The organism is Myxococcus sp. MISCRS1, assembly GCF_026626605.1.
GTDB classification, from domain to species: domain Bacteria; phylum Myxococcota; class Myxococcia; order Myxococcales; family Myxococcaceae; genus Myxococcus; species Myxococcus fulvus.
Genome location: NZ_JAPNKB010000001.1, coordinates 10,764,984 through 10,790,239, shown reverse-complemented (window position 1 = coordinate 10,790,239; position 25,256 = coordinate 10,764,984). Strand labels below are relative to the sequence as shown.

The window sequence follows — 25,256 nt, the reverse complement described above, 5'->3', positions numbered from 1 at the left end:
GAATTATTGGCGAGAGGTCTGACATTCCGGGACGCTGCACCATTCTGGAGCGCCCCCGGATGGTGCGGCCGTACCATTCCGGAGCGTCCGGAATTCATGGGGGTTCTGGGAGGTGCCGGGGCGTCGGAGGGGCTCGCCGGGAGGCCGGTGGCGGCGTGGGAGATCCGGTATAGGACGGGCCCATGGCGTTGATTGCGTTCTGCACCATCAAGGGCGGCGTGGGGAAGACCACGCTCTGCGCGCACGTGGCCTCGGCGCTGGCGGACGCGGGCCGGCGGGTGCTCGTGCTGGACCTGGACCCGCAGGCGCACGCGTCGCTGGTGCTGGGGTTGGAGAGTCGTGAGGGGCCGTGCCTCGCGGAGGCGCTGGGGCCGCGGCCGAAGTACCGGCTGGACGACGTGGTGGTGGCGTCACCGAAGCGTCCCACGCTCTTCATCGCGCCGGCGGCGCCGCGCATGGCGGCCCTGGAGCGCGAGCTGTTCCAGTGGGGTCACCGGCTGCAGGCGATTCCACGGGCGCTCAAGACGCTGAGCTGGACGCCGGACATCATCCTGGTCGACACGCCGCCGAGCATCGGCGCGTACACGGAGGCGGTGCTGGCGTTCGCGGACCTGGTGGTGGCGCCGGTGCCCACGGGCGCGTTCGCGCTGCAGGGGCTGGGCGAGATTGAGGCGGCGTGGCGCGACGTGCGCGAGGCGCAGGGCGGCGAGCTGGTGGCGGTGGTGAACCTGTGGGATCGGCGCACTCCGGCGACGAACGGGGCGATGGAGGAGGCGCTGAGGGACTCGACGGTGCCGGTGCTGCGGGCGCGCATTCCGCGCTCGGAGTCCATCAATCAGGCGGGGTTGGGCTACGAGGTGGTGTTCGACACGAGCCCCGCGGCGCCGGGGGTCGAGGAGCTGCGCTCGCTGGCGCAGGAGCTGGCGAAGCGGGTGGGGCTGCGCTGAGGGAATCGTCGACGCCCGTCCCTCTCGACGGACGGGACGGGCGCCTCAAGGGCCCTCAGAGGTGGTAGTGGCCCGAGGCCTCGGGCTGGTACGGCACGGCGACGATGCGCAGCCGCTTGGTGCGGCCGTTCGGCAGCGGCCAGACGATGGACTGGCCCACGGACAGGCCGATGAGCGCGCTGCCGATGGGCGCCAGCACGGAGATGCGGCCCTCGTCGCTGCGCGCGTCCTTCGGGTAGACGAGCGTCACCTGGCGCTGCTCGCCGGTCTGCTCGTCCTCGAAGAGCACGGTGCTGTTCATCGTCACCACGCTGGGGGGCACCGTCTCCGAGCTGACGACGTGGGCCCGGCCCAGCTCCGACTCGAGCATCTCCACGAGCTCGGCCGTGCGGCCCCCTCCATGGTGGTCGATGACCTGGCGCAGACGGTCCAGGTCGGTCTCAGTCACGATGAGGGACTGCTCGCTGCTCATGGCGATGACTCCGGGGAAAAAGAAATGAGGATAGGGTGAACACTGGGGCAACGGTTGGGAGAAATATCTATTCCCGGCGAGCCCGGAGAGGGCTTGCGGGGTGGGGGGTCACTCCCGCTCGCGCGAGGCGGGGAGCCGCAGGACCCACCACTCGATGCCCTGGGCGCCGTCGTCCGCGAGGAAGAAGGTCTGCGTGTTCGTGGGCGTGAACACGTAGGGGAGCGAGCCTGTCGGGCCCGGGGCCAGCTCCTGACGCAGGAGGGTGCCCGCCGTGGTGCCGTTGGACTCCCAGAGCTCGGGGCCGGTGCGGCCGTCGTCGGCGTGGAAGAGGGCGAGCGCGCCGACCGAGGTCATCCAGCGTGGCTCGGAGCCCTGGGGGCCCGGGTTCAGGTCCTTCACGAGGGCGGCGCGCGGAACCCCCTTGTCGGCGCGCCAGGGCTCTCGTCCGTGGACCCCGTCCTCCGCGCTGAAGAGGACGCTGGGGCCCAGGAGCGTGAAGTCCTGGGGGTAGGAGCCGGAGGGACCGGGGTGCACGTCGAACACGAGCGCGGTGCCGGGACGGGTGGCGTCGGTGGACCAGGGCTCGCGGCCGACGCTGGGCTCGGTGGCGGCGAAGTAGACGCGATCTCCCGTCGCGGTGAAGGAGGCGGGGGACGAGCCCTCGGGGCCGGGCCAGAGGTCTCGGAGGATATAGGTGCCGGGCGCGGTGCCGTCGCTGACCCAGGGCTCCTCTCCCTGGCGTCCGTCGTTCGCGGCGAAAACGATGCGCTGGCCGCGCACGGTGAGCGATGAGGGGAACGAGCCCGCGGGCCCGGGGCGGATGTCCTTGACGAGCCGGGTGCCTGTCTCGGTGCCATCGCTGACGCACAGCTCCCAGCCCAGGTCGGGGATGTCGGCGGTGAAGAAGAGGCGCGAGCCCAACGGCGTGAGGTGACGCGGGGAGCTGTTGTCGACACCCGGGGCGAGGTCCCTCACGAGCACGGTGCCCTGCGGGGTTCCATCGGTGCGCCAGAGCTCCTCGCCATGGAGCGCGTCGCGGGCGTTGAAGTACGCGACGCCGTTCATCACCACGGGAGTGCCCCCGCCCTGACTGCTTCCGAGGCCGGGGCGGATGTCCTTGATGAGCGTGGTGCCCTCGGCGGTGCCGTCGGTGCGCCACAGCTCGCGGCCGTGCACGCCGTCATCGGCGAAGAAGAGGACCCAGGGGCCGAGGACGACGAAGCCGGAGGGCTCGGAGGAGAGCGGGCCGGGGCGGAGGTCCTTGATGAGCGTGGTGCCCTCGGCGGTGCCGTCGGTGCGCCAGGGTTCCTGGCCCACGCTGCCGTCGTTGGCGTCGAAGTAGAGGTTGCCCGCGCGGGTCACCCAGGCGTGGGGTTCCGGGCCGCCCGTGCCGGGGTGGATGTCCTGGATGAGGCGCGCGGGCGCGGAGGTGCTCAGGCGCGAGTCCTCGTCGTCGCTGGCGCGGGAGAGGCGTCGGGAGAGGACGCGGAAGTCGTAGCCGAGGTCTCTTGCCCACAGCTCCGCGCCGGTGGCCCGGGTGTTGGCGGTGAAGAAGACGCGTCGGCCGCTGACGGTGAAGTCGCGGGCGGAGGAGGAGTACGCGCCGGGGGCGAGGTCCTCCAGGCGCGAGGTGCCGCGTCCGGAGCCATTGCTGGTCCACGGCTCGTGGCCCTTCCCTGGCTCACGGGCGGAGAAGTACAGCCGGCCGTGGGTCGCGCGGAGGAACGCGAGCGCCGAGCCCTCGGGGCCAGGGGTGATGTCCTTGATGAGGACGGTGCCTTCGGTGGTGCCGTCGCTGCGCCACAGCTCGTCGCCGTGCTCGGGAGTCCACGCGGAGAAGTAGAGACGTCCCTCCAGGGCGGTGAGCTCGCGAGGGTTGGCGCTGCCGGGACCGGGGGCGATGTCGCGCACGAGGAGCGTGCCCTGCGGTGTGCCGTCGCTGCGCCACAGCTCGTCGCCGTGCGTGGGCGTATGGGCGACGAAGTAGAAGAGGGTGCCCACGGCGATGGCTCGTGGTGAGGCATTGACGATGGGGAGTGAGAGGTCCGCGACGTGCTTCGTGCCGTTCGTGGTGCCGTCGCTGGTCCAGAGCGAGAGGCGCGGAGGCTGCGAAGGGAGGTCGTCCTCGCGTTCGTGGCGCACGAAGAAGAAGAGCTGTCCGGCCACGTCGGTGAGCGCGCTGGGGTGGAGGATGATGCCGGGCGGGGCTTCGAGGCTTCGGACAGCGTGGGTGCCTCGGGGCGAGCCATCGCTGCGCCACAGGGTGTTGTCCATGAAGAAGAAGAGGTGGCCGTTCGACGGGGTGAGGTGCGTGGGGATGGCGTCCTCGGCGTGCTTGTCGAGGGCCTTGATGAGCTGCGTGCCGGAGAGGGTGCCATCGGTTCGCCAGAACTCGGTGCGGGACGGGGTCTGCGTGGCGAGAAAGTAGAGCGAGTCCTCGAGCACGGTGAGCGCCTGGGGGCTGGAGCCCTCGGGGCCGGGCATGAGGTCCGTGACGAGGCGCGTGGTGGAGGCCTTGCCGTCGCTGCGCCACAGCTCCTCGCCGTGGGTGCCGTCATCGGCGACGAAGAAGAGGGTGTTGCCCAGGGCGGTGAGCTCGCGGGGGTGTGAGCCGAGGCGGCCGGGGCGGAGGTCCTTGACGAGCAGGGTGCCCTGGTCGGTGCCGTCGCTCTTGAAGAGCTCGGTGCCTCGGGAGCGATCCGTGGCGACGAAGAAGAGCAGGCCGCCGACGTCGGTCAGCGCGTGCGGGTTGGAGCTGAGGCGACCTCCGGCCAGGTCATCCACGGGGTAGGGTGCGTCCTGGACTTCTGGCGCCCCGGCGAGGCCTTGGGTCGACTGGGATGGTGCATCCTGGTCCCCGCAGCACAGGCCCGTGAGCAGCAGCAGCAAGTACAGCGAGGAGCGGAGGAGCCGCGGGTCCATGGTGGGCACCGATGCGATGGGGCGCACAAAGGTGGCTTGTTCCAGGCGCGCGTGAAGCCACCCCCTGGGGAGGGGAAGTGTCTGTTTGACGAGAGAGCAGGGGTGGGGAGTGTTGGCGCGCAAAGACTGTCAGTCCCATTCGCGTCCAGTGGTCTTGGTGCGGGGACTGGTGCTAGACAATCCAGCCAGGGCCGGAGTCGAGGACACAATGCGATTGAAGCTAGTCGGGATGGTGGCGTGTGCCGTGGTGGTACTGGCCTGCGGTGGGACGAGTGATGGGCTCGTGGGCCGGGTGACGCAGGAAGGGCAGCCCGTGCAGGGCGCGCTCGTGTACCTGACCGAATCGCCGAGCGCGAGCACGGAGACGGACGCGGATGGGCGCTTCAAGCTGAGCGCTCCCTCGGGGCGACACGAGATCACCGCGCGTTATCAGGCGGAGGATGGGGCGCTCAACGAGCAGCGCTTCATGGCGGAGGTGGACGTCACGGCGGAGCTGCGGTTGCCGCGGCCCACGCGCCTCCAGGAGCCCGTGGTCGTCGATGCCGGCACCGTCCGGCTGTCGTGGAACCCGTACTCGGGCGCGGACTTCCGTGAGTACAAGTTGTACCGGGCGAAGAGCGCCGCGCTCGATGAGTCCACGGGCACGCTGGTGTACGTGGGCATGGTGCCGGGAGAGACGGAGTTCGTGGACGAGGACGTACGTCCCGGTGACGTCTTCTTCTACCGGCTCTTCGTGATGAATGACTTCGGGCGACTGGCGGGCAGCAACATCAAGCGTCTGCCGATGCCCAATGTGAACCTGGTGCAGGGTGGCGACTTCGAGGAGTTCGCTGTCGGCTCGACGCCCACGGGGTTCACGCTGGGCCCGGACCAGCAATGGGTCGTGAGTGATGAGCGGGCCTATTCGGGAACGCGCTCCGTGCGCGGCACGGGCAACTTCTCGAACATTTTCGATGGGATCAAGCAGCGCATTCCGGGGAAGCTCCTCGTGCAGGGAGCTCGCTACCGCCTCTCGTTCCGCTACATGCGAGAGGCGTTCGGCCGACCGGACCCCTCGCTCCCAGAGGATTATTCGAACGGCAACTTCATTCGGTTGGAGTCGAAGATGCCAGATTTGGGCTGGGCTGATCTGTACTTCTCCTCAGTGGGTGAGGGCGTCGATACCTCCTGGCAGGTCATGACCCGGACCTTCGTCGTGGAGAAGAGTGGTGACGCCACGGCGATGGTGTGTATCGAGCGTTCACGCAGCGGTCCGGGACCCGACTGGGTCTTGTGGGTCGACGACATGAGGTTGGAGCGGGTGCTGGAGTAGCAGACACCTGTTGCCCTTCGCAGGGCGGGGCCGGACATGTCTCTCATCCCTGATTCGCTCACGGCCTCGCTGACGCCCTTCGTTCCCCGGGACTACCGGTACCTCTTCGAGTCGGAGGTACTGGAGCCCGCGGACCTCGTCACAATCGGCTCGGCGCTGGCCTGGATGCATGCGGGCCAGCACGAGGAACTCGCGGGGTGGTATCGCTCGCTGGGAGACGTGTTGTTCGAGCGGTTTGGCCTCGGGGCGCTGCCGCAGCGGCGAGCGATTCAGGAACTGACCTCGGGGCCCGAGCTGCTTCGGGCGCTCGGCGTCGTCGGCGAGCCCGATTGGGATGATGCCTTGGGTCGCTCCTGGTGGATGCGCAGTCGGATGTTGGGTTTGCCAGAGGTCGGCTCGGGAGCGCTGGCCGGGGACCCGTATCAGTTGACCCTCGACCGCTCGCGGATGCCGGTGGAGCTTCATCCTCTGGCCTCCGTGGTGGCAGAGGAGTTGTCCGCGCATGCGCGGTCCGCGAACGCGCTGGCTCGCAAGTTGGACCGCGCCATCGTCGCGCTGTGGGGCTGTCCGGTGGAAAGGCTGGACCAACGCGTCACGGTGGCCGAGCTCGTCACGGGTGGACTGGAGCTACAGACCTTCGAGCCGTGATGACCTCGGTCACCTAGGTGCCCAACCTGCTCAGAACGGACTGTCCGCGCCGCGTGTCGGCAACACGGAGACACCGCCGGACAGGTACGCGTCGATGGACTTCGCGGCCTCCCGTCCGTCTGACAACGCCCAGACGATGAGGCTGGCCCCTCGGCTCGCATCACCCGCGCTGTAGACGCCCTCCGCCGACGTGGCGAAGCGTGAGTCCACCTGCACCGTGCCCCTGGGCGAGATCGCCACGCCCAGCTCCCCGAGCCCCGTGGTCTCCGGCCCCGTGAAGCCCATCGCGAGGATCAACAGGTCCACCTCGAGCGTCGTCTCCGAGCCCGGCACCTCCACGAGCCTCGCCCCTCCACCCACGGAGCGCTGCACCTCCACCTTCACCGCGTGCAGTCTCTCCAGCTTCCCCTCCGTTCCCTCCAGCCGCTTCGTCATCATCGCGAACGCGCGCTCGCCGCCTTCCTCCTGACTCGACGACGTCCGGAACACCACCGGCCACCGGGGCCACGGGTTCTCCGCCGAGCGAATCACAGGTGGCGCCGGGAACAGCTCCACCTGCCGCACGCTCTTCGCGCCCTGGCGCAGCGCCGTGCCCAGACAATCCGAGCCCGTGTCACCACCGCCCAGGATCACCACGTTCCTCCCCGACGCATCCAGCCGCGCCTGCGCCTCGCCGTGCCCACCCACGAGCCGGTTCTGGTGCTCCAGGTACTCCATCGCCTGTACCACCCCGGACAGCTCGCGCCCCTCCACCTCCAGCTCTCGCGCCCTTCGCGCCCCCATCGCCAGCAGCAGCGCGTCATGCCGCCCGCGCAACTCGCGGAAGCTCACCGAGCCCCCCACGTCCACCCCCGTGCGGAACACCACGCCCTCCGCCTCCATCAATGCAATCCGACGCTCCACCACGGACTTCTCCAGCTTGAAGTCCGGGATGCCGTAGCGCAGCAGCCCGCCGACGTGCGCATCCCGCTCGTACACCGTGACGGTGTGCCCGGCCGCGTTGAGCTGCGCCGCCGCCGCCAGGCCCGCGGGCCCCGAGCCCACCACGCCCACCGTGCGCCCCGTCCTCCGCTGCGGAGGCCGAGGCTTCACCCAGCCCTCCGCGAACGCCCGCTCGGAGATCTCCTTCTCCATCTGCTCGATTGTCACCGGGTCCCGGTCGATGGCGAGCACGCACGCCGCCTCGCACGGCGCGGGACACAGCCGCCCCGTCATCTCCGGGAACCCGTTGGTGCGGCTCAGCAGCTCATACGCCTCGCGCCAGCGGCCCCGGTACACGGCCTCGTTGAAGTCCGGGATGAGGTTCCCCAGGGGACAACCCTGGTGACAGAAGGGGACACCACAGTCCATGCAGCGTCCGGCCTGTCGCTTCGCCTCCTCGGCCGCGAGCGGCAGCGTGAACTCGCGGTAGTCCCCGAGCCGCTCCTGCTTGTCCCGCTTCGGCGCGTGGACGCGGCCCCACTCAGTGAATCCGGTCGGCTTGCCCATCGCTCAGCCCCTCCCGCCCACGACGTGTTGGAGCTGTGCACCCACCGAGGTCTCCGGGGGCTTCTTCGCCGCGCGCCGCGCCTGCAGCACACGCTTGTAGTCCGTCGGCATCACCTTCACGAACCGGGGCACCATCAGCTCCCAGTTGTCGAGCACCCGCCGCGCCAGCGAGCTGTGTGTATGCCGCAGGTGCCGCTCGATCATCCCGTGCACGAGCCAGATCTCCGACTCGTCCACCAACGACTCCAGCTCCACCATCTCCAGATTGCACCGCTGCCGGAAGGCCATCTCCCGGTCCAACACGTACGCCGTGCCGCCGCTCATGCCCGCAGCGAAGTTGCGGCCCGTGGGCCCCAGCACCACCACCACGCCGCCCGTCATGTACTCGCAGCCGTGGTCTCCCACGCCCTCCACCACCGCCTGCGCGCCGCTGTTGCGCACCGCGAAGCGCTCACCCGCGAGCCCGCGCAGGTACACCTCGCCCGCCGTCGCGCCGTAGAGCGCCGTGTTGCCCACCAGCACGTTCTCCTCGGCTACGAACCGGCTCGACGCGTGCGGGTAGACGATGATGCGCCCACCCGACAGCCCCTTGCCCACGTAGTCGTTCGCGTCGCCCTCCAGCTCCAACGTGACGCCGGACACCAGGAACGCACCGAAGCTCTGTCCCGCCGAGCCCTTCAGCCGCACGTGCAGCCGCCCATCCGGCAACCCTCGCGCGCCATGCCTCCGCGCAATCTCGCCGGAGAGCATCGTCCCCACCGCGCGGTGCGTGTTGCTCACCGGCCGCGTCAGCAGCATCGCCGGGCCGCCCTCCAGCACGGCCTTCGCGTCCCGCAGCAGCTCGTGGTCCAGGTGGTCCGACACGTCCTTGGACCGGGCCTCGACGCAGTGCCGAGGCTCGCTCTCCGGAGCGGCCGGAGCCGCCAGCAGCGCGGACAGGTCCACCCGCCGCGCCTTCCAGTGGTCCACCGACGCGCGCTGGCGCAAGAGGTCCACCCGGCCCACCAGCTCCTCCAGGCTCCGCGCCCCGAGCTCCGCCATCTTCCGGCGCAGGTCCTCCGCGATGAGCAGGAAGAAGTTCACCACGTCCTCGGGCTTGCCCTGGAAGCGCTCGCGCAGCGCGCCATCCTGCGTGGCGATGCCCGCCGAGCACGTATTGAGATGGCACTTGCGCAGCATCACGCAGCCCACGGCCACGAGGCTCGCGGTGGCCATGCCGAACTCCTCGGCGCCCAGGAGCGCGGCCACCAGCACGTCGCGCGCGGTGCGCAGGCCTCCATCCACCTGGACGCGGATGCGCGAGCGCAGGCCGTTGTGCACCAGCACCTGCTGCGTCTCCGCCAACCCCAGCTCCCACGGCAGCCCCGCGTGGTGGATGCTCGAGATGGGGGACGCGCCCGTGCCGCCCTCGTAGCCCGAGACGACGACGCAGCCCGCGCCCGCCTTGGCCACGCCCGCGGCGATGGTGCCCACGCCCACCTCGCTCACCAGCTTCACGCTCACCCGCGCCGACGGGTTCGTGGACTGGAGGTCGTAGATGAGCTGCGCCAGGTCCTCGATGGAGTAGATGTCGTGGTGCGGGGGAGGAGAGATGAGCGTCACGCCCGGCGTGGACCAACGCACCCGCGCGATGCGCTCGTCCACCTTGTGTCCCGGGAGCTGGCCGCCCTCGCCGGGCTTCGCGCCCTGGGCGACCTTGATCTGCAGCTCGTCGGCGTTCACCAGGTACTCGGTGGTGACGCCGAAGCGCGCGCTCGCCACCTGCTTGATGGCGCTGCGGCGCAGGTTGCCGTCGTCGTCCGGCGAGTAGCGACGCGACTCCTCGCCACCCTCGCCACTGTTCGAGCGCCCACCCAGCCGGTTCATCGCGATGGCCAAGGTCTCGTGGGCCTCCGCGCTGATGGAGCCGAACGACATGGCGCCCGTGACGAACCGACGCGCGAGCGACAGCGCCGACTCGACCTCGTCCAACGGTACAGGGCGACAACGCTCCGTTGACACCTCCAACAGCCCACGCAGGTTACAGTGCTCGCGCGTCTCGTCGTCCGCGAGTCGCGAGTACTCGGCGAACAGCGCCGCGTCGTTGCCGCGCACCGCCGCCTGGAGCTTCGCGATGGTGGCCGGGTTCCACTTGTGCCGCTCACCCTGGCGCCGCCACCGGTACTGGCCGCCGAGGGGAAGCTCGCCCTCGGGCTGCTCGAAGCCCCGGGCGTGCCGCTCCGCCACCTCGCGTCCCAGCTCTGGCAGACCCACGCCCTCCACCCGCGAGGACGTGCCGGTGAAGTGCCGCTCGATGAGCCCGCGCTCGAGCCCCACCGCCTCGAAGAGCTGCGAACCCCGGTAGGACTGGAGCGTGGAGATGCCCATCTTGGACATCACCTTCATCAGTCCTTCCTCTACCGCGTGGACGTAGAGGTCCTGCGCCTTCTCCGCGTCCACGCCCAGCTCGCCCGCGTCCGCCAGCGCGCGCACCGTGTCCAGCGCGAGGTACGGATTCACCGCCGCCGCGCCGTAGCTGAAGAGGCAGGCGAAGTGATGCACCTCACGCGCCTCCGCCGTCTCCAGCAACAGGCCCGTGTACATCCGGATGCCGTCACGCACCAGGCGCTGGTGCACCGCCGACATGGCCAAGAGCGCGGGAATCGCCGCGTGCGTGACGTCCACGCCCCGGTCGCTCAAGAGCAGGATGCTCGCGCCCGCGTCCACGGCGTCCACCGCCGCGGCGCACAGCTTCTCCACCGCGTCCTCCAGCGCGCCCTCGCCACCCTCCAGCGGGTAGAGCAGCGACAGGCGCCGCGTCTCGAACAGGCCCTCGCCCCGGATGCTCGCGAGCCTCGCGAGCTGCCCGTTGGTGAGGATGGGGCCGGGCAGCGACAGCCGGTGGCACTGCTCCGGCGTCTCCTCGAAGGTGTTGCTCTCCGGGCCCAGCGCCGTGGCCAGCGTCATCACCAGCTTCTCGCGCAGCGGATCGATGGGCGGGTTGGTCACCTGCGCGAAGAGCTGGTGGAAGTACGAGAAGAGGCTCGGGGCCTGGTCGCTGAGCACCGCGAGCGGCGTGTCCGTGCCCATGGAGCCCACGGGCTCCTTGCCCGTCTCCGCCATGGGCGTCAGCACCGTGCGGATGTCCTCCACCGTGTAGCCGAACGCCCCCTGCAGCCGCGTCAGCTCGTCGCCGCGCAGCCGCTCCGGCGCGGCCACGGTGGGCAGGTCGTCGAAGGTGAAGACGTTGCGCTCCAGCCACTTGCGGTACGGCCAGCGCGTGCTGATGTCCCGTTTCACCTCCTCGTCCTCGAGGATGCGGCCCTCGGTGGTGTCCACCAGCAGCATGCGGCCCGGCGTCAGGCGCCCCTTGCGGCGCACCTGCGCGGGCGGCACGTCGATGACCCCCGTCTCCGAGGACAGGATGATGCGGTCATCCTCGGTGACGAGGTAGCGCGCGGGCCGCAGGCCGTTGCGATCCAACGTCGCGCCGATGAGCTGCCCGTCCGTGAAGGCGATGGCCGCGGGCCCGTCCCACGGCTCCAGCAGCGCGGAGGAGTACTCGTAGAACGCGCGCTTCTCGTCCGACATCAGCGCGTCGCCCTCCCACGCCTCCGGAATCATCATCATCATCGCGTGGGGCAGGGTGCGCCCCCCCAGGTAGAGCAGCTCCACCATGTTGTCGAACTGCGCCGAGTCGCTCTTGCCCGGGACGATGATGGGCCACAGCGGCTCCAGGCTCCCGCCCAGCCGCGCCGTCTGGAGCAGCCCGCGCCGCGCCGTCATCCAGTTGCGGTTGCCACGCAGCGTATTGATTTCGCCGTTGTGCGCGATGAAGCGGAACGGCTGCGCCAGCTCCCACGTGGGGAACGTGTTCGTGGAGAAGCGCGAGTGCACCAGCCCCAGCGCGCTGACGAACTCCGTGTGCTGCAGGTCCAGGTAGAAGCGCGGCAGGTCCGCGGGCAGGAGCAGGCCCTTGTAGATGAGCGTCTCCGACGAGAGGCTGGCGATGTGGAAGCGGCCCTTGGGGTCCACGCCGCGCGCCTGCACGCGGTTCTCCGTCAGCTTGCGGATGCGGTAGAGCTTGCGCTCGAAGGCGCTGGGCACCACGCGCCGCCGCGCGATGAAGAGCTGCCGGATGACCGGCGCGGCCTCCAGCGCCACCGGCCCCAGGTGCTCGGGCGCCACCGGCACGTCGCGCCAGCCCAGCACGCGCTGGCCCTCTTCGGCCACCACCTCCTCGAGCGCCGCCTCGCACGCGGCCCTCGCGTCCACCTCCTTGGGCAGGAACACCTGCGCCACGCCGTACTGCCGACGCGGGGGCAGCTCGAAGCCCAGGTCCGGCGCCTCGTGCTCGAAGAAGCGGTGCGGCAACTGCACCAGGATGCCGGCGCCGTCGCCCGTCCGTGGATCCTTCCCCGCCGCCGCCCGGTGACTCAGCCGGTTGAGCAGCTCCAGCGCGTCCTCGACGATTCCTCGAGAGCGCTCACCTCGCAGGTGGGCCACGAAGCCCACCCCGCAGGCGTCGTGTTCGGTCTCGGGCTCATAGAGGCCGTACCGGCCGGGGAGGATCGCGGTCATCAACTTCCCCTTTCCCGCCTGACGCGGGAGGTCATCGCTGTGTGGCTCTACGCTAACGCGTCGCGTCGACTCTCGTAAAGACGGGCAGGAGCAGGGGGCCGTCAGAGGGGCGGTGGGGCAGGGTGCCAACAGGGGGCCCCTCTCGGACGCAGGCTCGGGCCGTGGCCCGTCGGCGGATCCGCTATGAAGCGCTCCGCCCGGGCGAGCTCTCCTCGCGCGGCGTCATGAGGAGCGCGCCATGCCCTATTCACCCATCATCGGCACCCTGGGCTACGTGATGTCGCCGGATCAGCGCCGCGTGCTGCTCATCCACCGCAACGCGAGGCCGGAGGACGCGCACCTGGGCAAGTACAACGGCCTGGGTGGGAAGATGGAGCGCGACGAGGACGTGGCCGCCTGCATGCGCCGCGAGATTCGCGAGGAGGCCGGCATCGAGTGCACCCGCATGGTCCTGCGCGGCACGCTCTCCTGGCCCGGCTTCGGCAAGCAGGGCGAGGACTGGCTCGGCTTCGTCTTCCGCATCGACGCCTTCGAGGGCACCCCGCTGGAGCGCAACGCCGAGGGCACGCTGTCCTGGGTTCCCCTCACCGAGCTGCCTCGGCTGCCCATGTGGGACGGTGACAGGCACTTCCTGCCGCTCGTCTTCGACGAGGACCCCCGCGTGTTTCATGGCGTGATGCCGTACTCCGGCGGCCGCGCGGTGAGCTGGAGCTACACGCGCCTTTGAGGCGTGTCCGGGGGGTCTTTCCGCTCGCGGTACGGGCGCTATCAGCCTGTGTGGAAAATTTCGCGACTTCGCGCGCGGTGCGTTGACGACGCTCCCCGAGAGGCGTACTTCTGGGGAACTTCAGATAATGAGAATGATTCTCAATATCGACACTCACGCTGTCTCCGCCGAGGCCGCCACCTCGGGTGTCGCGACTCCGTCCGGAACCCTCTTCCGGATGGGCGAGTCGTCGGAGGGCGTGGGCGTCGGGTCCCGGTGGGGACGTGCGCTGGCGGTGGCGGTGGCGGTCCACGCGGGTGGGCTGGCCGCCGGGCTGGCGTTCGCGGCGCACCCGGTGGAGCGGGTGGTGGAGCCCGAGCCGGAGCTGGTGCTGCTGACCTTCAGGCCGCCGCCGCCGGCCTCGGGTGGACAGCCGCGGCAGGCGGCGAAGGAGCGCGCCTCGCGGCCCGCGCGAGCCCGGGTGGCGCGCCCGGTGGTGGAGCCTCAGGCGGTGGTGCCCCAGCCCCTGCCGGAGCCGAAGCCGGAGGTCGTCGAGCCGCCCAAGCCCGAGGAGTCGCCGGCCGTCGCCCAGGATGAGTCGTTGCCGGAGTCGGACTCGGGCGCCCGGACGGAGTCGGGGCCCGGGCCAGTGGTGGCGGGCGGTGTCGCGGGTGGGGTGGAGGGTGGCGTGCAGGGCGGCATCGTCGGCGCGTCCGGCGGCGCGGGGGACGCGGTGGAGCTTGGGCAGGTCCTGCGGGCTCCGGCGGTGTTGAAGCAGCCCCGTCCCGAATATCCGCGACGTGCGCGGAGCGACGGCATCCAGGGGCTGGTGCTGGTGCGAATCATCGTCGGCACGGATGGCGAGGTGGAGACGGAGCACACGCGCGTCATCCGCTCGATTCCGTCGCTCGACGCGGCGGCCATCTCCGCCGTCAACCGGTGGCGCTTCACGCCGGCCATCGGCCGACTGGGGCGTCCCGTGCGTGTCATCCTCGAGCTCCCCGTTCAGTTCTCGTTGAAGTGAAGCAGCCCATGGCCCTCCCGTTTCGCAAGACGCTGTTCTGGATTCATCTCGTCGTTGGAGTCGTGGTGGGCATCGTCGTCGCCATCATGTCGGTGACGGGGGTGGCCATCGCCTTCGAGCACCAGGTGCTCGACTGGGCGGACTCCGAGGCGCGCACCGTGTCCGCTCCCGGGCCGGGGACGACGCGGCTGTCGCTCGAGGAGATGATCGCCAAGGTTCGCGACGCGAAGCCGGACGCGCAGGTGTCGGGTGTGACGGTGTTCCCGTCGGAGACCTCGGCGACGCAGGTGGCGCTGGGACGCGCGGGCGTGGTGTTCGTGAACCCGTACACGGGCGAGGTGCGCGAGAGCTCGGCGAAGGGCTGGCGCTCGTTCTTCCAGGTGATGGTGGAGTGGCACCGGTGGCTCGCGCTGGGCGGCGACAACCGCGCGGTGGGCAAGGCCATCACCGGCGCGTGCAACGCGGGCTTCCTGTTCCTGGCGATCTCCGGCCTGTACCTGTGGTGGCCTCGCAAGTGGACGCTGAAGACGGTGCGTCCGGTGCTGTGGTTCCGGCGGGGGCTGAAGGGCAAGCCGCGCGACTTCAACTGGCACAACGTCATCGGCTTCTGGACGCTGCCCGTGCTCATCGTCCTCACGGCGTCGGGCATGGTCATCTCGTACAAGTGGGCTTCCGACTTCGTGTACACGCTGACGGGCAACGCCCCTCCGGCGCAGCAGGGACCGGGCTCGGCGGGCGTGAAGGTGGCGCCTCCGTCCGAGGACGCCGTGCGCAAGGACCTTGGTTCGCTGCTGGCCGTGGTGCAGGGGCAGGCCCCGACGTGGGAGAGCATCACGTACCGGCTGCCGTCGCCTCCGCGCGGGGCGGGTGGCAATGCGCCGGGTGCACCGAGAGGTGAGGGGGGCCGACGCGGCGGCAAGGGCGCCGAGGGGGCGTCGCGCGAGGGGGCGGAGTCCCAGCGTCGCGGTCCTGACGGTGAAGGCAAGTCCGACGGCAAGGTGGACACCGTCAACTTCAACGTGAAGGTGGAGGACGGCTGGCCGTACTTCGCCGCCACGCAGTACGCGCTGAATCCCTTCTCGGGCGAGGTCGCCAAGCGCGAGGGCTACGCCGACTTCAACAGCGGCCGCAAGGTCCGCACCTGGCTGCGCTTCCTCCACACCGGCGAGGCGCTCGGCTGGCCCGGCCAGCTCATCGCCGCCATCGCCTCGCTCGGTGGCGTCTTCCTCGTGTGGACCGGCTTCGCCCTGTCGTGGCGCCGCTTCTTCCCGAAGCGCCAGCCGCGCCACACCGAGCCCGTGGCCACGGGCGCGTCGGAGACCCCCGTCTAGGTCCCATCGCACCGGGCGGGCGAGGTTCCCGCGATGCCCTCGGGCGTCATCAATTCCGACTTTGAAAATCGCAGTCATTCTCAAGATACATCCGAGACGACCCGTGAGGGTCGGGGAGTGGGGAGCGCCATGTCTTTCAGCAAGTCACGCAGCCCGGGGATTCGAACGAGCGTCGGCCATGTCGGAGGCGTCCGCGCGGCGCTGAAGCCGTGGGGGCCGGCGGTGGGGCTCGCCTCCGCGCTGGCCGCGGGTGGCGCGGTGGCCCAGGAGCCGGCCGTCGCTCCGGAGCCGGTGGCCGCGGAGGAGTCCGTCGTCGCGCAGCCCCAGGACGCGCAGCCCGCGCAGGGCGAGGCGCCCGGGACGCAGGGCACCGAGGGCCACTTCACGCTGCCCACCGTCGAGGTGCAGGCGGAGGCGGAGGGCTACCAGGTCCGCGAGAGCTCGCTGCCCCGCGCCCAGCGCGCGCTGGTCAACACGCCGCAGTCGGTGACGGTGGTCTCGGAGGCCGTGCTCGAGGAGCAGCAGGCCACGTCCGTGCGGGACGCGCTGCGCAACGTCTCCGGCATCACCATGAGCGCCGGCGAGGGGGGCCGTCAGGGTGACGCGTTCATCCTGCGGGGTTTCTCCGCGCAGAACGACATCTCCCGCGACGGCGCGCGCGACCTGGGCTGGTTCACGCGCGACACGTTCAACCTGGAGGGCGTGGAGGCCTACTTCGGCCCGTCCGCCGTCCTCTTCGGCCGGGGCTCCGCGGGCGGCGCCATCAACCTGGCGACGAAGAAGCCCCAGCGCACCAACTTCCAGGAGGTCGCCCTCAGCGGAGGCACCGCGCCCTCGGGCCGCCTGGAGGCGGACGTCAACCAGGTGCTGTCCGACGACCTCCAGGTCCGAGTCAACGCCATGGGCCAGCTCGCCTCCACCGCGGGCCGCGACGTCGTGCGCGACAACCGCCTGGGCCTCGCCCCGTCGCTGCGCCTGAAGATGGCGGAGTCCACCACGCTGGAGCTCGACTACCTCTTCCAGCGCGAGGACGGCATCCCTGACTACGGCGTGCCGTACTTCAACGGCCGCCCCGTGCCCGAGACGCTGGACGTGCCGCGCGAGAACTTCTACGGCGTGAAGGCCGACAAGGAGCGCGTGGACGCGCACGTCGCCACGGCCCGCGTCATCCAGGGCCTGGGGGACTCGCTCCAGTTCACCAACACGCTGCGCTTCGGCCGCGTGGACCGCTTCGCCAGCCCCACCGCGCCGCGCGGCCTCACGCCCGCCGCGGACCCGACGACCATCGGCCGTCAGCGCTTCCAGACGGAGACGGACAACTCCTACCTCTCCAACCAGGCCACCGTGGGCGGTGAACTCCAGACGGGGTTCATCAAGCACACCGCCAACGTGGGGCTCGACCTGTCCTGGGAGAAGCGCGGCCAGGCGCGTGACAACCTCAACGCCACCGGCCTGCCCACCGGCCCCAACCTCCCGGCGGACCTGTTCAACCCCGACGCGGAGCCGGACCTGTCCGCCGTGTCCCCGGTGTTCGCCAGCTCCAGCGTGAGTATCCAGCGCACCCTCGGCCTGTACGCTGCGGACCAGCTCCAGCTGGGCGAGTACGTGGAGGTGCTGGGCTCGCTGCGCTGGGACGTGTTCAACACGGACTACTCGCAGGTGGCCGCCTCGGGCGCGAAGACGCGCCTGCGCGACAGCGACCACACGCTCAACTGGCGCGCGGGCGTGGTGCTGCACCCGGTGGACAAGGTCAGCGTGTACGGCATGTACGGCACGTCCTCCAGCCCGTCCGCGGAGCTGGGCTCGGTGTCCGCCGACACGATGAGCCTGGACCCGGAGAAGAACGCCATCCTGGAGGCGGGCGCCAAGGCGGAGCTGTTCGAGGACCGCCTGGGCCTGACGGCCGCCGTGTTCCGCGTGCGCAAGACGGACGCGCGCGTGCCCAACACGGACCCGGAGGGACCGCCGCAGGTGCTCCAGGGGGAGCAGCGCGTGCAGGGCTTCAACGTCGGTATCGCCGGCACCATCGTCGAGCGCTGGAAGGTGCTCGCCAACTACACCCTGATGGACTCCGCCATCCTGGAGCACACCAACGAGTACCTCATCGGTCAGCGGCTCCCGAACACGCCGCGCCACAGCATCTCGCTGTGGACCACGTACTCGCCGCTCAAGGACTTCACGCTCGGCGGCGGCGCCGTCTTCCAGGACGTGACGAGCGTCAACAACCCGGCGAACGCCAACACGGCCACCAGCTTCGTGCCGAACTTCTGGCGCTTCGACGCGTTCGCGAGCTACGCCCTGGGCAAGGCGCAGCTCCAGCTCAACGTCTACAACCTCACCAACGTGCTGTACTACGACCAGTACTACGGCGGTCACGCCGTGCCCGCGGACGGCATGTCGGCCCTGCTGACGGCGCGGTACCGGTTCTAGTCTCCCAGGAGCGCGGTCATGATGTTGCACATCCCGAAGGTCCTGACCGCCTCCGAGGTGGCCCATTGCCGTCAGGTGATGGAGCAGGCGGACTGGGCGGACGGCCGGATCACGGCCGGCCACCAGTCCGGCCAGGTGAAGAAGAACCTCCAGCTCCCCGAGGGCGGCGCCGCCGCGCGCGAGCTGGGGGAGCTGGTGCTGGCGGGGCTGGAGAAGAGCGCGCTGTTCCTCTCCGCCGCGCTGCCCCAGCGCATCTTCCCGCCGCTGTTCAACCGCTATGACGCGAGCATGTCTTTCGGCTCGCACGTGGACAACGCCATCCGGCGCATCCCGGGCACCGGTCAGCGCGTGCGCACGGATGTGTCCGCCACGCTCTTCCTGTCGGAGCCGGACAGCTATGACGGGGGCGAGCTGGTGGTGGAGGACACCTACGGCCACCACGCCGTGAAGCTGCCGGCGGGGGACCTCATCCTCTACCCGGCGACCAGCCTGCACCACGTCACACCCGTGACGCGGGGCGCGCGGCTGGCGTCGTTCTTCTGGATTCAGTCGATGGTGCGCGACGTGTCCCAGCGCGCGCTGCTGTTCGACCTGGATGCGTCCATCACCCAGCTCCACCAGGAGGTGCCCTCAAGCCCCTCGCTGGTCATGCTGACGGGCGTGTACCACAACCTGCTCCGCCAATGGGCGGAGCCCTGAGTCGTCCGCTCAGCCCCGGTCCTTGCGGACGATGACCTTGCGGCCGCGAATCGTCGCCGCCTTCAGCGCGGCGATGACGCGGTTGGCGTCCGGCTCCGGCACCTCCACCAGCGAGAAGCCGTCGCCAATCTGGATGGCGCCGATCTGCGACGAGTCCAGGCCCGCCTCACCCGCGATGGCGCCCACCAGGTCCGCGGGGCGCATGCCGGCCTGACGACCCGCGCCGATCCACAGGCGGGTGACGTCCCACGTCGGGGCCGGGCCTCCACGGCGCGGTCCCCCGCGCTCGGGACGGCCAGGACCGGAGCGGCCCGCGGGAGCACCGGGACGGCCGGGGCGCTCCTTGCGGTCCTCCTTCGGCGCGACGGCGGGGATGTCCTCCTCCTCCTTCGCGCGGCCCTCGTCCTGGGCGTCCTGGAGCAGCTTCACCGCGGCGGCGGCGATGTCGAGCGGCTCGTACTCGCTGGCCAGGTCCTCCACCAGCCCCCGGAACGAGTCCTGTCCGCCTGCCACCAGCGTCTCGCGCAGGGTGGCGCGCAGGAGCTCCTGCCGCTTGGCGCGCAGGTCCGCCACGGTGGGGACGGTGGACACCTGGATGCGCTGGCCGGTGACCTTCTCGATGTTGCGCACGAGCCGGGCCTCGCGCGGCTCCACCAGGGTGATGGCCACGCCCTCGCGGCCGGCGCGGCCCGTGCGGCCGATGCGGTGCACGTACGCCTCCGGGGCGTTGGGCACGTCGAAGTTCACCACGTGGGACAGGCGCGGGATGTCCAGGCCGCGCGCCGCCACGTCCGTGGCCACGAGCAGGTCCGTGCCGTGGGACTTGAGCTGCTTGATGACCCTGTCCCGCTGCTCCTGCGTCATGCCGCCGTGGAGCGCGTGCGCGCGCCAGCCCCGGCCGTTGAGCGACACGGTGAGGTCATCCACCTCCGTGCGCGTGCGGCAGAAGATGATGGCGGCGGTGGGGGACTCCACGTCGAGCAGGCGCCCGAGCGCGGCGATCTTGAACGCGCGCGGGACGATGTACGCCGTCTGGCGGATGCGCGGCAGCTCGCCCGGCTCCACCTTCTCCTTGGCGATGCGCACGCGCACCGGCTGGCGCAGGTGGCGCTCGGCGATGCTGGCGATGCGCGGCGGCAGGGTGGCGGAGAAGAGGGCCGTCTGGCGGTCCTCGGGCGTGCCGGACAGGATGGCCTCGAGGTCATCGGCGAAGCCCATGTCGAGCATCTCGTCGGCCTCGTCGAGCACCACGGTGCGCACGTTGTCGAGCTGCAGCGTGCCCCGGCGCAGGTGGTCCAGTGCGCGGCCCGGGGTGGCGACGACGACGTCCACGCCCCGCTTGAGCACGCGCAGCTGCTGGCCGATGACCTGTCCACCATAGAGGGGCAGCACGGTGGCGCCGAGCTTCTGGCCGTAGCGGTGGATGGCCTCGGAGACCTGCATGGCCAATTCGCGCGTGGGCACGAGCACCAGCGCGGAGGTGGCGTGGGGGCCGGCCTCTCCTGGAACCAGGTGGTGCAGCAGCGGGAGGGCGAAGGCCGCCGTCTTGCCGGTGCCGGTGGCGGCGATGCCCAGCAGGTCCTTGCCGGCGAGCAGCGGCGGCAGGGAGGCGTTCTGGATGGGCGTGGGCTCCTCGTATCCGAGGGCGGTGAGCGCCTCCACGAGCTGGGGCTTGAGGCCCAGGGATTCGAAGGTGGCGTCGGGGGGCGAGGACGGCGGTGCGGAAGTCACGCGGGGCTTGTACCACCGGCCTCCGCCCTCGTGCCTCGAAGAATCGCCGTTCTGTCCCACATCTATCGCCCAGGCGTGCGTGTCGGCCTCAGCGGACAGGCAGTGTGCCCAGGTGGGTGACCTCCTGGATGGCGCCCCGGGAGACCTGGAAGAGGGCGAAGGCCTCCGCGCCCTGCTCCACGCTCGCCAGACAGCAGACCGGGGACTCCGCGCCGGAGGCCCACTTCAAGGTGGCCCGATAGCGTTTGTGCAGGTGGCCGCAGAGGACGAGCCGGGGCTGGAGCGCCTCGGCCACCAGTCGGGCGTACTCATTGCCCACCGCGTCCGCATGGGGGCTGCGGCGCTGGTGCTCGAAGTCCTGGCGGTCCTCGGCGGCGACGAGGCCGGAGGGCCAGTCGTGGACGAGCAGGATGTCCGCCCGCTCCAGCCCCAGGGCCTGCTCGATGTCCTGCTCGTTGAAACACGCATAGTCCTTGTTGGAGACGGTGCCGAGCAGGGACAGGGCGGGGTGGGGCTTCTGGAAGCCGGGGGCGTCGTGGATGCCGGAGAGGCCGGCGATGCGCAGGCCGCGGGTCTCCACGACGCCGACGCGGCCCAGGTAGCGGCAGTTGGAGGTGAGCAGGAAGCCCTCGGGGGCTGTGTCCAGGTAGCCGTGGGGCTCGTGGTTGCCGCCGATGAAGTACACGGGCCAGGGGAAGCGCCGACGCTTCTGGTGGTAGTGCGCGAAGTCGCCCAGGTGCTTGTAGCGGGCGGGGGCGGCCATCGTCGCCAGGTCCGCCTCGTCGCGGTGCGGCTCGAAGTCGCCGACCTGGAGGACGAAGGCCAGCTCCCGGTTCGCGCTCTTCGCCCAGGACTGGAGGGTGGACACCATCCGGTCCATCCGGCCGTGCACGTCGCCCACGGCGGCGAAGCAGAAGGTGTCGGGAGGCGGGGCCATGGGGGACTCCAGCATGGCGCATCCGCGCGCCGGACGGCGCAGCGACGCGGTGGGCAGCCGACGGCTGACCGGGCGTTGAGCCTTCAGCCGACGAGCGAGGGCCAGTTGCGGCCGACCCAGGCGCGCTGTTCGACCTCTTCGCGCCACCGCGGGTCTTCCCGGTCGATGCGGCGCGAGGTGGCGAAGAGGGCCTCGAGCGCCGCCAGCATCCGCTCGGTGAAGGGGGTGTCCTCGACGACGAGCAGGGCCTCGCTCTCCCAGTAGGCGGCGGTGACGTCCAGGTTGGCGCTGCCCACCGCGACGGCCCGGGTGTCGCACACGAGGAGCTTGGCGTGGACGTGGGGGAAGAGGCGCTCCAGCTCCGGCTCCCAACCGGGGCGCGAGCGCAGCGCCAGCTCGTGGGCGATGCCGCCCTCGGCGATGACCGCGTCCAGGCGGCTGCGGACGTAGCGGTCCGCCACCTCTCGAATCGCGCCCCCGGGGAAGTAGGTCCGCGCGTCGCCGTGATGGGGCCGCACGCTGCCGAAGAGGACCTCCACGCGGACACCGCGCTTCAGGGCGGCGATGAGCGCGTTCTGGATTTCGAGCAGCAGGGGGAAGGTGTTCACCAGGACCAGCCGTGAGCGCGCATGGCGGATGAGCGCGAGCTGCGTGTCCAGGGTGTGCGTGTCCTTGAGTCCCTCGTGCAGGGCGATTCGGGCCGCCATCGTCCCCGCCGGCGCGGAGGGCGTCAGGGGAAACGGCTCGCCGCCCGCGCGGGTCCACTCCGCGAGGAACGCGCGCTCCAGGTCGGTGACCAGCGGGCCTTCCAGTCTCGCGCCGCAGTCGAGCCAGGGGATGTCGCGGTAGTGTGTATCCCGGCGCAGCGGCACCTCGTCGAAGCCCGTGTAGTACGGCGCGCCGAGGTTCCGACCCGAGACGAACGCATGCGTGGAGTCGACGAGCGTGAGCTTGCGATGGTTGCGCTGCTTGAGCTCGTAGAGGTTGGGGCCTCCGACGAGCGGAGCAATCGCGCGCACCTCGACGTTGGGTGTCCCGGAGAGACCGACGAGGGCGGGGTTGAGCGCGCCGAAGGAGTCGTGCCCGCTGTAGAGCGCGTCGGCGAGGAAGCGCACGCGGACACCTCGGGTGGCGGCCCGCTTCAGCGCCTCGGTGATGCGGGCGGTGATGGGGTCGTCCTCGACGATGTAGCACTGCCAATGGACGGTGGTCCGCGCCCCGTCGATGGCGGCCAGGACCGATTCGCGGGCCTGGGCGTTGTCGAGCTCGAAGTCGATGTGATGGCCTGCCATGCGCGGGCTGCATCCGGCGAGCGTCAGGTCCCAGGCCCAGGCATCCTGCTCGGAAGGCAGGGGGAGCGGCTCCAGGGGCGTGTTCCGGGGCAGGGCCTCGCACTCCTCGGGGCTGAGCGTGCGGATGGCGGGGTGGACGGGCTTGTAGGTGTCGCGGGTGATGACCGCGGCGATGGGGACGTGCGCGGCGGCGAGTCGGGTGGCGACGCGCAGGAGTCGCTGTCCATCGACCTGTCGGGGCACGTCGTCCGCCCGCGCATCGTCGAGCCACGCGCTGGCGTCGAGCAGCAGGGGCCACGCCAGGTCGGGCAGGTGCTCACGCAGCCGCGCGCGCTGTTCGTCGAGCGAGTCGCTGTCCCGCATCCGCACGAAGACCAGGTGGCACCGGTCCTCGGCGAGCTCGCGGACGGCGAGCAGCGTGTCCTCCTCGACGAGGCTGTCGACCAGCAGCAGCGGCTTGTCCGGGGCGAGCACGTAGCCGGGCACCAGCTCCCGCGAGGCTGCGGTGTCCGAGAAGGAGAACGCCAGGGGATGCAGCCCGCGCAGGTGCCCGAGCCACGCGGCGTCGAGGATGGCGGTGCCTCCCTGGTGACGGACCTCGCCGAGCGCGGCGCCATTCGCGAACACCGTCACGAGGCCCGGCTCCAGGAGGCTGACGCTCGACAGGAGGCCGACGCGCTCGACGGCGAAGCGCGGGGCCAGGCCGGGAGCCACCAGCGAATCGGAGACGGCGGGGTGGTCCTCGAAGAGCGTCAGCCCCGTCTGGGTTCGCGGCAGGAGGAGGGTGGGGACGCGGGCCTCCTGGAGCGCGCGGGCGCCCGTCATCCCGACGTACAGGGCCTCCAGGTCCGCGAGGGAGTCGGTGGGGACGACGAGCAGTCCCGCGCCCGAGCGCAGGGCGACGTCGTCGAAGGCCTCCGCACGGCTGCTGGCGGCGTTCGCGGTGAGGGACTCGACGAGCAGCGTCTGGGTGATGCCCAGCGCCTTCGAGAGCGCCTGGAGCTCTCCGGTCTGCTCCGGCGCCAGGCCCGTGGTGAGCGCGATGAGCTCCGAGGGCTGGGCGCAGTGGGACAGGAAGCTGGCCGCGGCTCCGAGTCCCCGGCCATCGGGCGCGATGGCCAGGGCCATGCGTGAGGGCTCGGTGCTGGCCGTGTCCGGCGCGCGCCCCAGGGAGAGCACGGGCAGGTGCTCCCGGAGGACGAGCCGCAGCATCGCGCCCACCCGGGCCCTGGGAGACGTGTCCAGCAGGGGGCCGAGCACGACGAGCCCGGCGTCATGTCGGCGCGAGACCTGGACCAGGTCGCTGATGTCGAGATGGGTCTCCAGTGCGCCGGTGACCTGGATGGCGGGGCTCCAGTCCTGGAGCGTGTGCCGGAGCCGGTCCAGCACGGTGAGGCTGGTGGGCGGAGGTGCCTCCAGCTCGCTGCGCTCGGGGACCAGTCCGTACAGATAGACGGCCTCGGGCTCGGACGTCAGTCGCCGCAACGCGTGAAGGACGTGCTCGGACTCGGAGCCTGCATCGAAGACGACCACCAGACGTCGGAACATGGGGTGCGCGATTCCCGGGACGGACCTGGGCCGCGCCTTCACCGACGCTCGGCTCCGGGACGACCCTGGAGCCATCATGCCGGGAACCGGCCCGGTTGGCGTCACTGGAACGAGGGAGCAGGAACTCCGGAGGCCACGTCGGACAGGGGAAGACTGCCACCTCGCGAAGTCGTGCGCCGGACGAAAGTGATTGCCTCGGTCAAGGAGTCTGGTTTGTCGCGTGCCAAGACTCAGGGCATGGCCCATTCAATGCGTTGCGGGAGGCAGTGGGTGGCGCTCGTCGTCGCGAGCATCATCCTGGGCTGTGGGCGTGACGTGTCGGAGCACCGGGAGGGGATTCGAGCTGGGACGTGCTACGGCGGGGCACGACATCGATGCGTGGATGTCGACCTACTCGCCCTGACGCCGAGGCGCGCTGGCCTCGTGACATCGAAGGCTATGACGGCTTCCTCGCCTCGACGAGGAAGCGCGTCGTGGTCGCGACGAAGGGGCCACCTCGTTGGAGGCGCTCGTGCAGGGCTCGCAGTTGGGGGCGGTACTGGTCCACGGTGAAGCCCGGGACCATCCAGATGACCTTGCGCAGGAAGTAGATGACCGCGCCGATGTCGAAGAACTCGGTGCGAAGGTGCTCCAGGCGCAGGTCGATGACCTCGAGCCCCGCGGCCTCGGCCTCCGCGCGAGCATCGTCGGGGTGCCGCTTGCGGTGGACCTCCGCCGGGAGCGGCCCGAGGAAGTACTCCACCAGCTCGAAGACACTCGCGGGGCCGACCTGCTGCGAGAAGTAGGTCCCGCCCGGTTGCAGGACACGGGAGATCTCCCGCCACCACGTCGTCACGGGATGGCGGCTGACGACCAGGTCGAAGGCCTCATCCGCGAAGGGCAGGGGAGGCTCGTCCGGGTCCGCCACCACCACGACACCCCGGGGATGGAGCAGTCGGGTGGCCTTGGCGACATTGGGAGGCCAGGACTCGGTGGCCACGATGAGGCGGGGCAGGGGCGCCACGCCCGCGAGCACCTCACCGCCGCCGGTCTGGATGTCGAGCGCCGCCGAGGCTCGGGCCATCCTCGCGCCCAGCTGCTTCTGGTAGCCCCAGGAGGGACGCTGCTCGGTCGCGCGTCCGTCGAGCCAGGAGAAGTCCCAGCCCTCCACCGAAACGCTCGCGGCTTCCGCCTCCAGGTCCTCATAGCTTCGAGACATGGTCTGGGTTC

At 70.7% G+C, this 25,256-nt stretch carries 16 protein-coding genes; 8 read left to right on the top strand and 8 right to left on the bottom strand.

All coding sequences use genetic code 11. The features are described 5' to 3' along the window. Nucleotides 1–182: 182 nt before the first annotated feature. On the top strand, nucleotides 183–947 hold the full coding sequence (locus tag OWM54_RS42825; protein WP_223748697.1) for a ParA family protein: 765 nt from the start codon (nucleotides 183–185) through the stop codon (nucleotides 945–947). Nucleotides 948–1,002: 55 nt separating this feature from the next. Here OWM54_RS42825 and rnk read toward each other — a convergent pair whose 3' ends face one another. Both rnk and OWM54_RS42815 read right to left on the bottom strand, forming a co-directional pair. Further along, the gene (gene rnk / locus OWM54_RS42820) at nucleotides 1,003–1,419 is read right to left on the bottom strand and encodes a nucleoside diphosphate kinase regulator (protein WP_223748696.1); all 417 of its coding nucleotides are present in this window, start codon (nucleotides 1,417–1,419) and stop codon (nucleotides 1,003–1,005) included. 108 nt (nucleotides 1,420–1,527) lie between these two features. Next, a complete protein-coding gene (locus tag OWM54_RS42815) occupies nucleotides 1,528–4,341 on the bottom strand; it encodes an ELWxxDGT repeat protein (protein ID WP_267701070.1) in 2,814 nt (937 codons plus the stop codon). A gap of 208 nt (nucleotides 4,342–4,549) precedes the next feature. Between OWM54_RS42815 and OWM54_RS42810 the strand changes: the two genes are divergently transcribed. Beyond that, complete coding sequence (locus OWM54_RS42810; RefSeq protein WP_267701069.1) at nucleotides 4,550–5,653, top strand: carboxypeptidase-like regulatory domain-containing protein; 1,104 nt, start codon at nucleotides 4,550–4,552, stop codon at nucleotides 5,651–5,653. Nucleotides 5,654–5,689: 36 nt separating this feature from the next. Continuing rightward, on the top strand, nucleotides 5,690–6,301 hold the full coding sequence (locus OWM54_RS42805) for a hypothetical protein (RefSeq protein ID WP_248542739.1): 612 nt from the start codon (nucleotides 5,690–5,692) through the stop codon (nucleotides 6,299–6,301). A 30-nt stretch (nucleotides 6,302–6,331) separates the two neighbouring features. Here the strand turns inward: OWM54_RS42805 and OWM54_RS42800 are convergent, their stop codons facing one another. Together OWM54_RS42800 and gltB are read right to left on the bottom strand one after the other, a co-directional pair. Beyond that, nucleotides 6,332–7,789: a glutamate synthase subunit beta gene (locus OWM54_RS42800; protein ID WP_267701068.1), complete on the bottom strand. Its 1,458-nt coding sequence runs from the start codon at nucleotides 7,787–7,789 to the stop codon at nucleotides 6,332–6,334. Nucleotides 7,790–7,792: 3 nt separating this feature from the next. Next, nucleotides 7,793–12,349, bottom strand: coding sequence for a glutamate synthase large subunit (gene gltB, locus OWM54_RS42795; RefSeq protein WP_267701067.1), 4,557 nt, complete (start codon nucleotides 12,347–12,349; stop codon nucleotides 7,793–7,795). Between the two features lie 238 nt (nucleotides 12,350–12,587). Between gltB and OWM54_RS42790 the strand changes: the two genes are divergently transcribed. The 5 genes from OWM54_RS42790 (at nucleotide 12,588) to OWM54_RS42770 (ending at nucleotide 18,539) form a co-directional block, all read left to right on the top strand. Then, entirely contained in the window at nucleotides 12,588–13,076 is a 489-nt protein-coding gene (locus OWM54_RS42790; RefSeq protein ID WP_223748690.1) for an NUDIX hydrolase, read from the top strand. 133 nt (nucleotides 13,077–13,209) lie between these two features. Beyond that, the gene (locus OWM54_RS42785) at nucleotides 13,210–14,079 is read left to right on the top strand and encodes an energy transducer TonB (protein WP_267701066.1); all 870 of its coding nucleotides are present in this window, start codon (nucleotides 13,210–13,212) and stop codon (nucleotides 14,077–14,079) included. A gap of 8 nt (nucleotides 14,080–14,087) precedes the next feature. Next, the gene (locus OWM54_RS42780) at nucleotides 14,088–15,410 is read left to right on the top strand and encodes a PepSY-associated TM helix domain-containing protein (RefSeq protein ID WP_267701065.1); all 1,323 of its coding nucleotides are present in this window, start codon (nucleotides 14,088–14,090) and stop codon (nucleotides 15,408–15,410) included. 129 nt (nucleotides 15,411–15,539) lie between these two features. Continuing rightward, nucleotides 15,540–17,840: a TonB-dependent receptor gene (locus tag OWM54_RS42775; RefSeq protein WP_267701064.1), complete on the top strand. Its 2,301-nt coding sequence runs from the start codon at nucleotides 15,540–15,542 to the stop codon at nucleotides 17,838–17,840. A gap of 18 nt (nucleotides 17,841–17,858) precedes the next feature. Further along, nucleotides 17,859–18,539 carry a Fe2+-dependent dioxygenase gene (locus tag OWM54_RS42770; protein WP_223783242.1) on the top strand — a complete coding sequence of 227 codons (681 nt, stop codon included), beginning with the start codon at nucleotides 17,859–17,861 and terminating at the stop codon, nucleotides 18,537–18,539. Nucleotides 18,540–18,548: 9 nt separating this feature from the next. On the opposite strand, the gene OWM54_RS42765 is transcribed toward OWM54_RS42770, so the two are convergent. From OWM54_RS42765 to OWM54_RS42750, 4 genes are all read right to left on the bottom strand, one after another. Further along, the gene (locus OWM54_RS42765) at nucleotides 18,549–20,270 is read right to left on the bottom strand and encodes a DEAD/DEAH box helicase (protein WP_223748685.1); all 1,722 of its coding nucleotides are present in this window, start codon (nucleotides 20,268–20,270) and stop codon (nucleotides 18,549–18,551) included. A gap of 88 nt (nucleotides 20,271–20,358) precedes the next feature. Beyond that, complete coding sequence (locus OWM54_RS42760) at nucleotides 20,359–21,207, bottom strand: metallophosphoesterase (protein ID WP_223783243.1); 849 nt, start codon at nucleotides 21,205–21,207, stop codon at nucleotides 20,359–20,361. An 83-nt stretch (nucleotides 21,208–21,290) separates the two neighbouring features. After that, nucleotides 21,291–24,047 carry a phospholipase D-like domain-containing protein gene (locus OWM54_RS42755; protein WP_267701063.1) on the bottom strand — a complete coding sequence of 919 codons (2,757 nt, stop codon included), beginning with the start codon at nucleotides 24,045–24,047 and terminating at the stop codon, nucleotides 21,291–21,293. A gap of 436 nt (nucleotides 24,048–24,483) precedes the next feature. Beyond that, nucleotides 24,484–25,245 carry a class I SAM-dependent methyltransferase gene (locus tag OWM54_RS42750; RefSeq protein ID WP_223748682.1) on the bottom strand — a complete coding sequence of 254 codons (762 nt, stop codon included), beginning with the start codon at nucleotides 25,243–25,245 and terminating at the stop codon, nucleotides 24,484–24,486. Nucleotides 25,246–25,256 lie beyond the last annotated feature (11 nt).